Origin of the sequence: Janthinobacterium sp. SUN026, assembly GCF_030397625.1 — a bacterium.
Lineage (GTDB): Bacteria > Pseudomonadota > Gammaproteobacteria > Burkholderiales > Burkholderiaceae_D > Janthinobacterium > Janthinobacterium kumbetense.
On sequence record NZ_JAPQNU010000001.1, the window covers coordinates 102,343 to 115,561 of the forward strand.

The window sequence follows — 13,219 nt, forward strand, 5'->3', positions numbered from 1 at the left end:
TAAAAGACGTGCAGCACCGGGACAAGCGGAAACAGCCGCATACGCGAGAGGTGAAACAGAACATGCATGATGCGTTTCAAAAACGGCCGGCCGAGGCCGAAGAAGGTAGCCAGAAGGCGTCCAGCACGGCGGCCAGCCATGGCGACGAGGCGCGGGGCTTGCGCGTGCTGCGCCTGATCGAGCACCTGGCCAGCGCCAGCCAGCCCTTGACCCTGTCGCAACTGGCCGCACGCATGCAGGTGCCCAAGGCCAGCATGATGCGCCTGCTCGATACCCTGGAGCAACACGGCTATGTGCTGCGCACGCCGGTGGGACGCGGCTACGTGCCGGGCGCCGCTTCCACCAACCTGGCGCTGGCGACCCTGCGCAACAATGCCCTGATCCGCGTGAGCCGCAGCATCCTGGGCAGCCTGGTGGCGGCCACGGGCGAGACGTGCAATCTGGCGATTCCCGAGGGGAATGCGATCGTGTATGTGGACCGCGTGGAAACGCAGGAACCGCTGCGCCTGCATCTGGTGCTGGGCACGCGCGCGCCCATGCATTGTACGGCGAGCGGAAAATTATTCCTGGCGCACATGAATTTGCTGGAGCGGCGCGAGTTGCTGGCCATGCTGACCCTGCAGGCGCGCACGCCGAAGAGCATCACGGACCCCGTGCTGCTCGAGCGCGAGATCGTGCGCATCGCCCGCCTGGGCATCGGCATCGACGACGAGGAATTCGTGCATGGCATGGTCGCCGTGGCCGTGCCCATCTGCGCGGCCGACGGGCGCATCGTGGCGGCCGTCGCCTGCCACGCGCCCGTGGCGCGCAAGTCCGTGGAGCAGCTGCTGCAGCACGTGCCGCAACTGAAGGACGCGGCCGTCAAGCTGCGGCCGCTGCTGCTTGCGGAAAACAGCTAGGGTTTCAAGACCTTTGCCACCTTCGCCGCGCGCAGGCGGAAGGCGTCCGGCATGCCAGAACCGAGCAGCGGGCGCAGATACAGTCGGAAAGCATCCGTCACGTCCGTGCCGCTGGCGCTGATGAATTCGTCTTCCATGGTGCGCGTCTTGCCCGCCACGTCCGTCAGGGGCAGCAACTCGTAATCGACGGAATAAAAACCCGTGCGCTTGATGGCGACGGAGCCGTCGCGCTCGCCCCACATGGCGAATTGCACGGCCTTTTCACCCACTTCGCGGGCTTCGCGTTGATCTACATCAGAGACGCAGCCGATGAAGGAGCGCTGCAGATAGCCGAAGGTATCGCCGCGCACGCGCTTGATGCCCAGTTTCGCCTTAATTTCGTCGCACAGCAGGTCGGCCAGCGCGCCCGTGCCCGACAATTGCACATTGCCGTGTGCATCGCGCTCGACCGCATTGCCCGCCTGTGTGGCCAGCAGGCTGGCGATCGGCTCGCCTGAGGCATCGTGGATGCCTTCCGAGACGGCAATCACGCAGCGGCCATGCTTTTCATACATGGCCTTCACGTCGGAGAGGAATTGATCCAGCGCAAAGACACGCTCGGGCAGGTAGATCAGGTGCGGGCCATCGTCGGGGAACTTCTTGCCCAGCGCCGAGGCGGCCGTCAAAAAGCCCGCGTGGCGGCCCATCACCACGCCCACGTAGACGCCGGGCAAGGCCGCGTTGTCCAGGTTGGCGCCGGCGAACGCCTGCGCGACGAAACGCGCGGCGGACGGAAAGCCGGGCGTGTGGTCGCTGCCCACCAGGTCGTTGTCGATGGTTTTCGGGATGTGGATGCAGCGCAGCGGATAACCGGCCTTGTGCGCTTCCTCGCTGACGATGCGCACCGTGTCGGACGAGTCATTGCCGCCGATGTAAAAGAAATGCTCGATTTCATGCGCGCGCAGCACTTCGAAGATTTGCTGGCAGTAGGCAATATCGGGCTTGTCGCGCGTGGAACCGAGGGCCGAGGATGGCGTGGCGGCCACCAGTTCCAGGTTATGGCTGGTCTCCTGCGTCAGATCGACGAACTCTTCATTGATGATGCCGCGCACGCCGTGCAGCGCGCCATACACGCGCGTGACGTGTTGAAAGCGCCGCGATTCGAGCACCACGCCCACCAGCGACTGGTTGATGACGGCGGTGGGGCCGCCCCCTTGGGCGACAAGAATTTTTCCAGACGGCATGGGATTTCCTCGTAAATGGAACGGCCCTCCAGCCTACTCCTTTTTTGCCGGGGGGCTGTCTTTTCCGATATTCCTGTCGAGGAATTGTTCCACGCGCTGCCAGAAATCCACGCGCGTGGCCGCCAAGCCCCAGCGGCCGCTTTCCTCTGCGTACAACTGCCAGTCGACGCGCGGATTGCTCTGCTTGAGCTTGTCGCGCAATTGCGTGCCCTGATAGACGGGAACGTTGCTGTCGGCTCCCCCGTAGGCCAGCAGCAGGGGCTGCGTCAACTTTTCGGCCTGATGCATGGGGGAGTTGGCCTTGAGCAGGGCGGCATCGTGCACGGGATCGCCGATGCGCTGCGGCATGGTGTATTGTCTTGCTTCCTCTCCCATCCGGTGATCGACGCTCCAGTGCTGCGTAAACATTTTCGGCAAGTCGGTGATGCCGCCCCAGCTCACGCCGCAACGGAACAGATCGCCATCCTTGATCAAGCCCATCAGGGCGGCATACCCGCCATAGGCGCCGCCGCCGATGATGCAGATGCGTTGCGGATCGGCAATGCCTTGCGCGATGGCCCAGCGCGCGCCGTCGGCAAGGTCATCCTGCATGGCCAGGCCCCATTGTTTCCATCCTGCTCGCCAATACTGGTCGCCGCGGCGGCCGCTGCCGCGAAATTCGACTTGCAGCACGGCATAGCCGCGCGAAGCGAGAAATTGCCGCTCGCTCTTCCATTGCCACGGGCTGCTACTCCCGCCTGGCGCACCGCGCACAAACAGCACCATCGGCAGTTTCTTGCCACTGCCCTTTGGCAAGGTCAGCCAGGCGGGAATCTCCATGCCGTCGCGCGCGCGGTATGTCATCAAGTCGGTTTGCGCCATGTGCCGCGCCTCGATGGCGGGACGGGCGTCACCGATCTTTTGTAATTGACGGGTTTGCTTGTTGTAGAGCAGGAAGATGCTGGGTTGGCGGTCCGAATATGCCGTCACGATGAGCTGCAGGCTGTCCGCCCTGGCGTTCATCGAGATCAGGTTGATGGTTGCCGGCAGTTGCGCGTCGATGTCTTGCTGCACCGCCTTCCAGTCGGCGCTGAACCATTCGGTGGTGGTGGCATCATTGGTGTAGTAGACACCCAGCAATCGTTGCTGGTCCGTGAGGATGCCGCCGTCGAAATCATAGCCTGCCAGCGTCACCAGCGGCTTGCCCGTGACGCGGCCAGCCGCCAGGTCATAGGCGTACAGGGCGCGCGTGTCGGCGCCGTTGCGGCTGCTGACATACAAGGTGCCATCGGGACCGAATTCCAGCGGCGTAATGGCGTGAGGTTCGTTGTCGTAGACATCCTGGCTGGCGATGGCACGCCAGCGCTGCTCGTCCTGTTCAAGGTAGTAGAACGTCTTGCGCCGGCCCTCGACAGCCGTAGCCAGGCGCGGTTTGCCGTGCTGGTCGAGCAGCCAGTGAAGCACGCCTTTGGCGGGGGGCGCCACCTTTTCCCATTGCTGGGTAGTGGTATCGAGGCGCAGCAAGTCGAATTGTCCGACCCTCGCCGTATTCTCATTGCGCTCCTTGAGCACGACGGCTTTCTGGACATAAATGGCATCGGAATCCTGGGTACCGAACTGGTCCAGCAGATACACGGAGGACGGCAACTTCCTGGACGCGAAGCGCGGATCATCCGGGATATCATCCATGGAAGCCAATTGGCGGTAATTGCTGCCATCGCGGTCGACGGCGAACATGCCCGGCGCATATTTGCGCTGGCCATCGGCCACCTGCGAGTCCCTGGTATCGAATACCAGCCGCTTGGCATTGACCCATTCCACATTGGCAATGTCGAGATCGCTGAAGCTGGCAACGACCTTGGCCGACTGGCTCGCCACATCGAGCACGGCCAGACGCCGGCGCCGGGTGTCGCCCATCAGCAAGATGGCGACCGCGTTGCCGTCGGGCGACAGCGTGACACTGCTGATCTGATCTTCGTCAAAGAAGGCGGCGGCGCTGATGCTTGACGGGACGGCAGCCGAGGTGCTGGCGGCTGCCGTTTGGGCGGCTGCCGGCGTCGATGCGACGGCCAGCAACAGGCAGGCCATCGCGGCGCGGATGAGTGCCGTACGACGGGCCAAAGTGATGTTGCTGGGTGTCATTCCGCCTCCAGGAAATAGTAAATAAGCTATCTATTTATGCACTATTTCTTGAAGGTATCATTGTTTGGACGTTTCAACCAGCAAGGTGTTATTCCGGTGCCCGGATATGCTCGACCAGCCCCGTGCTGCGGCGTCCCGGTGCCGGTGTCAGCCAGCTGACCAGGATGGCGGCAGTCAGGCCGGCCGGCACGCCGAAGATGCCGGCGGAAATGGGCGCGATATGAAACCATTGACCGCTGGCATTACCGCCCAGCATGGTGCTCGTGTGCAGCATGTAATACAGGCACACGCCAAAGCCCGCCAGCATGCCGGCCAGCGCGCCCTGGTGGTTGGCGCGTTTCCAGAACACGCCCAGCACCAGCGGCGGAAACAGGGTGGAGGCGGCCAGGGAAAAGGCCACGCCCACGAGCGACAAAATGTCCGCCGGCTTTTGCGAGGCCGCATAGGCGGCGATGAAGGCCACGGCCAGCAGCAGCAATTTCGAGATCGTCACGCGCTTTTGCGTCGAGGCGGTGGGATCGACCACCTTGTAATAAATGTCGTGCGACAGGGCGTTGGAGATGGCCAGCAGCAAGCCATCGGCCGTCGACAGGGCGGCAGCCAGCCCGCCGGCCGCCACCAGGCCGGAAATCACGTAGGGCAGGCCGGCGATCTCGGGCGTGGCCAGTACCAGCACGTCGGCGTCGATGGAAATTTCCGCCAGCTGCACGATGCCGTCGCGGTTGACGTCGACGATGCTGATCAGGGGGCTGAGCTTGTCCACGTTGGCCCAGTAGGATACCCAGGTGGGCAGGTTCGTGTATTGCGTGCCCACCAGCGCCGAGTAAATATCGTACTTGACCAGCACGGCCAGTGCGGGAATCGTGAGGTAGATCAACAAGATGAAGAACAGGGTCCAGAAGACGGAGACGCGTGTTTCGTGCACGGACGGCGTGGTGTAGGATCGCATCAGGATGTGGGGCAGGGCGGCCGTGCCCAGCATCATGCAGAACACGAGGGCCAGGAAATTGTTGCGCTTGATGTCGGATTGTTCCCGGTCGGCGGCGGGGAATGGCTGCGCGTGCGGAATGATCGGTTCGGCGCGTTTCTGGTTCTGCGCCTGTGCCGCCTGCCACAGCACGCGTGCCTCGTCCGGACTTTTTGGATAGGCGATCAGGTAGCGCTCCGCGTTGCGGATGTCGAACAGCGAGGCATTGCGCTGGCGCAAACTATCGAGCTGGCGCTGGGCCGTCAGATGGCCTTGTTCCCAGGAAGCGGGCAAGCCGTCGATGCGCGCCTGGTAGCTTTGCGCGCGCTGGCGGAAGATGGCGCGCACTTCGTTTTCTTTTGGGTCCGTTTCCAGCACGTGTTCGCGCGCGCTCAGTTGCGGCAGCACCTTGCCGTAGGCGATCTGCGGCACGGGATTGTCCGCATGCTTGACCGACAGCCACATGGCGGGAATCAGAAAGGCGACGAGGATGATGATGTACTGCGCCACCTGCGTCCAGGTGATGGCGCGCATGCCGCCTAGAAAGGAGCAGACGAGGATGCTGGCCAGGCCCAGGAAGATGCCGACGGAAAAATCCACGCCCGTGAAGCGCGAGGCGATCAGTCCGACGGCATAGATCTGCGCCACCACATACGTAAACGACACGATGATGGTGGCGGCCACGGCCACCACGCGCACGCTGGCGCCCCGTTTGTCGGTGCCGCTGCCGTAGCGGGCAGCGAGGAAATCGGGAATCGTGTACTGGCTGAACTTGCGCAGGTAGGGCGCGATCAATAGCGCCACCAGGCAATAGCCGCCCGTCCAGCCCATGATGAAGGCCAGGCCGTCGAAGCCGTTCAGGTACAGGCCGCCGGCCAGGCTGATGAAGCTGGCCGCCGAAATCCAGTCGGCGGCCGTGGCCATGCCGTTGAACATGGCCGGCACCCGGCGCCCCGCCACATAGTATTCGGTGACGTTCGAGGTGCGGCTGATGACGCCGATGGTGGCGTACAGGGTGATGGTGACGAGCATGAACAGGTAGCCGATCCACGCGCGCGGCATGCCTTCCTGTTCCAGTACCGACAGGGCCAGCAGGAAGGCGGCGAAACCGGCGGTAAACAGCAGGTAGTAGCGGCACAGGCGCGCAAAGAAGCTGCGCTGGCCGCTCATGCTTGCTCCTCGGCATGAAAAGCCCGGTCGAGGCGCCGCATGCGCCAGGCATACAAGGCGATGATGGCCAGGTACACGAGCGAGGCGCCCTGGGCCGCCATATAGAAGGGCAGCGGCCAGCCGAACAGATTCAAATGCAACAGTTCGCGCGCATAGAACACGGTCAGGAAGCCCGTCAGCAGCCAGACCAGCAGCAGGATGGCCGTCAGGCTCCGCGTCTTGCGCCAGTGCACATCGAGGCGCGCCTGCAGCTCGGGGCTGGGCGTGCGCGCCGGCCGCGCGGGAGGAGCGGGTGGGCTCGGCTTATCCATACGTGATGTCATCCTCTTCTGGCGCATCCGGCAACAGCAGGGCGATGCTCAGGCGCAGCAGGGTGCCCGGCAGCTTCGGCGACTGCGCGCGCGGATTGTTAAAAATATCGACTTCGGCGCCATGCTGCTGAGCAATTTCGCGCACGATGGCCAGGCCCAGTCCGCTACCGTCGACATTGCTGCCGAGAATGCGGTAAAAGCGTTCGAAGACGTGGGCCCGCTCCGCTTGCGGTATGCCGGGGCCCGTATCTTCCACTTCCAGGATGGCCAGTTCCAGGGTGCTGCGCACGCGCACCGTGACGCTGCCGCCAGCCGGCGTGTAGCGCAAGGCATTGTCGATCAGGTTGCTCAGCAGCTCGCGCAGCATCATGGCATTGCCGGAAATCAAGATCGAATACGCGGGCTGCTCGAAGCCCAGGTCGATATGCTGGGCAAACGAGGCTTGCACCCAGTCTTGCACCACGCCACGCGCCAGTTCGCTCAGCTCGATCGGCTCGAACGCCGTGCCTGCCTGCGGCTGGTTTTCCGCGCGCGCCAGGGCCAGCAACTGGTTGACCAGGCGCGTGGCCGCTTCCGAACTTTTCGCCAGTTGCAGCAGCGAGCGGTGGATTTCGTCGTGGTCGGTCTGGCGCAGGGCCAGCTCGGATTGCATGCGCATGCCGGCCAGCGGCGTTTTCATCTGGTGCGCGGCATCGGCGATGAAACGTTTCTGCATGTCGATCGACAGCGACAGCCGCGCCAGCATCTCGTTGAGCGAACCGACCAGCGGCGTGATTTCTTCGGGCACCTGGCCCGATTCGATGGGCGATAGATCGTCGGGCGGGCGGGCGCGTATGCGTTCCTGCAATTGCGCCAGCGGCGACAGGCCGCGCGCCAGGGCAAACCAGACCAGGGCCAGGATCACGGGCAGGATGATGAACTGCGGCAAAATCACGCCCTTGATGATTTCATTGGCCAGCTGGGCGCGCTTTTCCAGGGTTTCCGCCACTTGCACCAGCGCGCGGCTGGGTTCATCATCGTTGCCGGAAGGAATGTCGAGATAGCTGAACGCCACGCGCACGGGCGTGCCGTGGATGGTGTCGTTGCGAAACAGCACCATGCCGCTGCGGTATTTGTCGGGGTCTTGCGGCGGCGGCAGATCGCGGTCGCCGTTCAGGTATTCGCCGCGCGGGCCCACCACCAGGTAATACAGGGTGTCGACATCGTCGCCGCGCAGGAAGTCGCGGCCCTTGCCGTTTTTGTCCGGCACGTGGCGCAGCATCGCGCCATCGGCTTGCTTGACCTGTTGCGTCAGCACCGTCACGCTGTCTTCCAGCGCATGGTCGAACGGTTGATTGGCGATGCTCTTGGCCACCAGATAGGTGATGGCGATGCTCATCGGCCACAGCAGCAGCAAGGGCGCCAGCATCCAGTCGAGGATTTCGCCGAACAGCGAATGCTCGATGGTGTCATCCTGCTCCGTGGTGGGCGGCTCGAACCAGTCGTCGTCGTCCGCCTCGTCCGCTGGCGCCTCGCGCACCTTCACTTGCTGGCGGGTCCGCTGGCCGGGCTTGCCGATTCGCCCGCTTCGGCGTTCAGGCGCGCCGCTTCCGAGTATTTTTCCAGGCAGTATCCGAGGCCGCGCACGGTGGCGATGCGCACGCCGCCCACTTCGATCTTCTTGCGCAAGCGGTGGACATACACTTCGATGGCGTTGTTCGACACTTCTTCGCCCCATTCGCACAGGTGGTCGACCAGTTGCTCTTTTGAAACGAGGCGGCCCGTGCGGCCCAGCAGGATTTCCAGCAAGCCCAGTTCGCGCGCCGACAGGTCCAGCATCTGGTCGTTGATGTAGGCGCTGCGCCCCACCTGGTCGTAGCTGAGGGGGCCGTGCTTGATGATGGTGGCGCCGCCGCCGGCGCCGCGGCGCGTCAGGGCGCGCACTCTTGCCTCCAGTTCCGACAAGGCGAACGGCTTGGCCATATAATCATCGGCGCCGAGGTCGAGGCCATTCACGCGTTGCTCGATGGAATCGGCGGCCGTCAGGATCAGCACGGGAAGCAGCGAGGCGCGCGCGCGCAGGCGGCGCAGCACTTCCAGCCCGGACATCTTGGGCAAGCCCAGGTCGAGGATCAGCAAGTCGAATTCCTGGGTGGACAGGGCCGTATCGGCCTCTTGCCCGGTCTTGACGTAATCGATCGCATAACCGGACTGGCGCAGCGAGCGGGTCAGGCCATCGGCCAGCACGCTGTCATCTTCGGCAAGTAAAATACGCATGGTGCACTTCCTATGCTTGCGACGGTAGAAGCTTGTATTGTGTTTCATTTTCCGCAAGGTGGCGAATTTTTGTGAAAAACAGGGTTGTATTGATCTGTTTCAAAACAAATCCACGTTCCGCTTGCATTGATCACTGTTTTTTTATACAGTACTGTCTGTGTAAAGAATTTAACCCACTGGCGCTATCGCAGGCCGACCGATTCACGTGAATCGTCGACTGTAGAACGGCTGAAAGAACATATGGACGATAAAAAAGCTGTAGTACCCGCATCGGAAAAAGCCAAGGCGCTCGCCGCCGCACTGGCGCAGATCGAGAAGCAGTTTGGCAAAGGTTCGGTCATGCGCATGGATGCCAGCGCACCGATCGAAGAAGTGCAAGTCGTGTCGACCGGTTCGCTCGGCCTCGATATCGCGCTGGGCGTGGGCGGCTTGCCGCGCGGCCGCGTGGTGGAGATCTACGGTCCGGAATCGTCGGGTAAAACCACCCTGACCCTGCAAACCATTGCTGAAATGCAAAAACTGGGCGGCACCTGCGCCTTTATCGATGCCGAGCACGCGCTCGACGTCGGTTACGCGCAAAAGCTGGGCGTGAACCTGCATGAACTGCTGATCTCGCAACCGGATACGGGCGAGCAGGCGCTGGAAATCTGCGACGCCCTCGTGCGTTCGGGCAGCGTCGACCTCGTCGTCATCGACTCCGTGGCCGCACTGACGCCACGCGCCGAGATCGAAGGCGACATGGGCGATTCCCTGCCAGGCTTGCAAGCCCGTTTGATGTCGCAAGCCCTGCGCAAGCTGACCGGCTCCATCAACCGCACGAATACCCTGGTCATCTTCATCAACCAGATCCGCATGAAGATCGGCGTGATGTTCGGCAGCCCGGAAACGACCACTGGCGGCAATGCACTGAAATTCTACGCCTCCGTGCGCCTGGATATCCGCCGTACCGGCTCGATCAAGTCCGGCGATGAAGTGATCGGCAACGAAACCAAGGTCAAGGTCGTCAAGAACAAGATCGCGCCGCCGTTCAAGGAAGCGCACTTCGACATCCTGTACGGCGCCGGCACCTCGCGCGAAGGCGAAATCCTGGACCTGGGCTCGGATGCCAAGATCGTGGAAAAATCCGGTTCGTGGTACAGCTACAACGGCGAACGCATCGGCCAGGGCAAGGACAACGCCCGCGCCTTCCTGCAAGAGCGTCCGGCGCTGGCCCGCGAGATCGAAAACAAGGTCCGCGCTTCGCTGGGCGTGCGCGAACTGCCGCCGCTGGCTGCTGAAAAGCCGGAAAAAGCGGATAAAGCTGCCGACAAGGCTGCCAAGGCTGCGGAAGCCAAGGCCGCCGAGTAAGCGACAGTGGCGGGGCCAGCCTGGCCCGCCGGCGGCAGCTTGCCGCATAAAAAAGTTCTACAATGATTGCCGCCCTGCGCCTGTGCGCCTGGCGGCAATTGTGTTTTCAGTCCGGTGTGGTAAAGATGGGATACAGGTATGGCAGGGGTACAACTAAGCCTGAAGGGCAGGGCGCTACGCTTTCTGTCGATGCGCGAACACAGCCGCATGGAATTGCGGCGCAAGCTGCAGCGCCATGCGCAGGAAGGCGATGATGTGGAAGCCTTGCTCGACAGCCTGGAGCAAGCCAACTGGCTGTCGCAGGAGCGTTTTTCCGAGTCGTTGATCCACCGCCGTTCGGCCCGCTTTGGCAATAGCCGCATCATGGCGGAATTGCAAAGCCATGGCATTGGGGGCGAGGCGCTGCAGGAACTCAAGGCGGGCCTGGCCGAAGGGGAAGTGGCGCGCGCCTGCGAAGTGTGGCGCCGCAAATTTGGTGCAGTGGCGCAAGATGCCGAGCAGCGCAACAAGCAGATGCGCTTTCTGATGCAGCGCGGCTTTTCGCAGCGCGCCGTGCAAGCGGCCTTGAAGGGGCGGGAGCCCGAGGACGACTAGGCGGCTGGCGCGCTTCTGCGTGCTTTCGTGCCGTGCCGGCCGGCCCGCTCTGGCCGCGCTGTGTTCCATCTACAACAGTCCGCACGATGCCTTGCTTGCGTGCGCGGGCCAGTCGGCCTTGCTGTTTGTCCATGTTTTCTTTGCAGGATTCTGCTTCTGTCATCGCCCTGTCAAGCCAGCGGCGTATTGTTGCGCTGCACGTCGTGAGCGCTGCCTGCGCCGTGCGATCTCGGCGCGGTGGCGGCAACTGGATACGGCTCGCGGCCCCAGGTGCACATATCTATCATCACTGAATGTGATAACAGCGTAAATTTCCATGTGCTTTCTTTATACTTTGAAATGTTTTTATCGAGGCAATGAAAAATTATGTTGCGGCGCAACCAGCGCCCAGTGTGCTACACTTTTAGGGTTTTTGCGGCGCCGCAGGTGCGGTTGCTGTTCGTAGAAGCTGCGAACAGAGTGCTTTAGGCACATGGCTGCTTACTAAATTATGGCCGCGCAAGCGGCATCGGTCTTATGCCCCTGTCAACTCCCGTATCCCGGCGCGCCCTCCGGCACTCTCGCGTTATCGACGTCCAAGCGTATGTGCGCGACGACGGCCTGTGGGATATTGACGCCCGTATCACCGATATCAAAAGCTATGACGCGACCCTGGCCTCCGGCCCCCGTCCCGCCGGCTCCCCTCTGCATGACCTCCACTTACGCATTACCGTCGATCGCGAACTGACCATCGTCGAGGCCGAAGCCGCCTCCGATGCCGTGCCCTATCCCGGTTTTTGCGATACCATCGGCCCCGCTTACAGAGCGCTGATCGGTCTGAATTTATTGAAGAATTTCCGCCGCGACTTGAAACAGCGCCTGGCGGGAATCGCCGGCTGTACCCATTTGACCGAACTGGCGCAAGTCTTGCCGACTGCGACGGTTCAGGCATTTGCCGGCGATGTCTGGTCGACCCGTGACGGTGCGAATGCTGACTTGTCGCATGAAAAGCCGTTTCAACTCGACAAATGCCACGCCCTGCGCACCGATGGCGGGGCAGTTGCACAGTATTACCCGCGCTGGGTAGCCAAAGCGTGACCCCGGCGCTCTGTTTTTCCTGTTTTTTTTGCACCACTAACCGTATTTTTACACATCAGTATCAGAAGGGAAGCCAGCATGAAAATCCATGAGTATCAAGCCAAAGAAATCCTCCGGCAATTCGGAGTGACGGTACCACGCGGTATTCCGTGCATGTCCGTCGAAGAGGCCGTCAAGGCTGCGGAAACCCTGGGCGGCCCGGTGTGGGTTGTCAAGGCGCAGATCCACGCAGGTGGCCGCGGCAAGGGCGGCGGCGTGAAAGTGGCAAAATCGATGGAACAGGTCAAGGAATACGCTGACCAGATCATGGGCATGCAGCTGATCACGCATCAGACCAGCGCCGAAGGCCAGAAAGTCAACCGCCTGCTGGTGGAAGAAGGCGCCGACATCAAGCAAGAACTGTACGTTTCGCTGGTCACCGACCGCGTCACCCAGAAAATCGTCCTGATGGCGTCGTCCGAAGGCGGCATGGACATCGAAGAAGTGGCCGAGAGCCACCCAGAGAAGATCCACCACGTCACCATCGAGCCAAGCGTTGGCCTGACCGATGCCCAGGCAGACGACATCGCGACCAAAATCGGCGTGCCTGCCGGTTCCATCGTCGACGCCCGCGTCAACCTGCAAGGCCTGTACAAAGCATACTGGGAAACCGATTGCTCGCTGGCCGAAATCAATCCGCTGATCGTCACCGGCAGCGGCAAAGTCATCGCCCTGGACGCCAAGTTCAACTTTGACCCGAACGCCCTGTTCCGTCACCCGGAAATCATCGCCCTGCGCGACCTGGACGAAGAAGATCCAGCTGAAATCGAAGCGTCGAAATTCGACCTGGCCTACATCTCGCTCGACGGCAACATCGGTTGCCTGGTGAACGGCGCCGGCCTGGCCATGGCCACCATGGACACGATCAAACTGTTCGGCGGCGAGCCAGCCAACTTCCTGGACGTCGGCGGCGGCGCCACGGCAGAAAAAGTGACCGAAGCGTTCAAGATCATGCTGAAAAACCCAGGCCTGAAAGCCATCCTGGTGAACATTTTCGGCGGCATCATGCGTTGCGACGTGATCGCCGAAGGCGTTATCGCCGCGGTAAAAGCCGTTTCGCTGAACGTACCGCTGGTGGTGCGCATGAAGGGCACCAACGAAGATCTGGGCAAAAAGATGCTGGCCGATTCCGGTCTGCCTATCATCGCAGCCGACACCATGGAAGATGCAGCCAAGAGCGTCGTTGCCGCCGCTGCCGGTCAAGCTTAATTAAGG

General features: G+C 62.2%; 11 protein-coding genes. 5 read left to right on the top strand and 6 right to left on the bottom strand.

All coding sequences use genetic code 11. The features are described 5' to 3' along the window. Positions 1–62 precede the first annotated feature (62 nt). Entirely contained in the window at positions 63–899 is an 837-nt protein-coding gene (locus OX459_RS00535) for an IclR family transcriptional regulator (RefSeq protein WP_289903305.1), read from the top strand. Here the strand turns inward: OX459_RS00535 and OX459_RS00540 are convergent. From OX459_RS00540 to OX459_RS00565, 6 genes are all read right to left on the bottom strand, one after another. Further along, a complete protein-coding gene (locus OX459_RS00540) occupies positions 896–2,122 on the bottom strand; it encodes a 6-phosphofructokinase (protein ID WP_289903306.1) in 1,227 nt (408 codons plus the stop codon). The two genes, OX459_RS00535 and OX459_RS00540, sit on opposite strands and share 4 nt — an antisense overlap. Positions 2,123–2,155: 33 nt before the next feature. Next, complete coding sequence (locus tag OX459_RS00545; RefSeq protein ID WP_289903307.1) at positions 2,156–4,243, bottom strand: prolyl oligopeptidase family serine peptidase; 2,088 nt, start codon at positions 4,241–4,243, stop codon at positions 2,156–2,158. An 88-nt stretch (positions 4,244–4,331) separates the two neighbouring features. Next, the gene (locus tag OX459_RS00550) at positions 4,332–6,380 is read right to left on the bottom strand and encodes a sodium:solute symporter family protein (RefSeq protein ID WP_289903308.1); all 2,049 of its coding nucleotides are present in this window, start codon (positions 6,378–6,380) and stop codon (positions 4,332–4,334) included. Then, positions 6,377–6,691: a DUF4212 domain-containing protein gene (locus tag OX459_RS00555; RefSeq protein ID WP_289903309.1), complete on the bottom strand. Its 315-nt coding sequence runs from the start codon at positions 6,689–6,691 to the stop codon at positions 6,377–6,379. The genes OX459_RS00550 and OX459_RS00555 overlap by 4 nt, the downstream gene beginning before the upstream one ends. Continuing rightward, complete coding sequence (locus tag OX459_RS00560; RefSeq protein ID WP_289903310.1) at positions 6,684–8,216, bottom strand: sensor histidine kinase; 1,533 nt, start codon at positions 8,214–8,216, stop codon at positions 6,684–6,686. The genes OX459_RS00555 and OX459_RS00560 overlap by 8 nt, the downstream gene beginning before the upstream one ends. Continuing rightward, entirely contained in the window at positions 8,213–8,947 is a 735-nt protein-coding gene (locus OX459_RS00565; protein WP_034746066.1) for a response regulator transcription factor, read from the bottom strand. The genes OX459_RS00560 and OX459_RS00565 overlap by 4 nt, the downstream gene beginning before the upstream one ends. Positions 8,948–9,187: 240 nt before the next feature. Between OX459_RS00565 and recA the strand changes: the two genes are divergently transcribed. From recA to sucC, 4 genes are all read left to right on the top strand, one after another. After that, positions 9,188–10,294: a recombinase RecA gene (recA, locus tag OX459_RS00570; RefSeq protein WP_071321836.1), complete on the top strand. Its 1,107-nt coding sequence runs from the start codon at positions 9,188–9,190 to the stop codon at positions 10,292–10,294. A 138-nt stretch (positions 10,295–10,432) separates the two neighbouring features. After that, entirely contained in the window at positions 10,433–10,888 is a 456-nt protein-coding gene (recX, locus tag OX459_RS00575) for a recombination regulator RecX (RefSeq protein ID WP_251350122.1), read from the top strand. A 516-nt stretch (positions 10,889–11,404) separates the two neighbouring features. Continuing rightward, on the top strand, positions 11,405–11,965 hold the full coding sequence (locus OX459_RS00580; RefSeq protein WP_077408684.1) for a DUF2889 domain-containing protein: 561 nt from the start codon (positions 11,405–11,407) through the stop codon (positions 11,963–11,965). Between the two features lie 78 nt (positions 11,966–12,043). Further along, entirely contained in the window at positions 12,044–13,213 is a 1,170-nt protein-coding gene (gene sucC, locus OX459_RS00585) for an ADP-forming succinate--CoA ligase subunit beta (RefSeq protein ID WP_034788653.1), read from the top strand. Positions 13,214–13,219 lie beyond the last annotated feature (6 nt).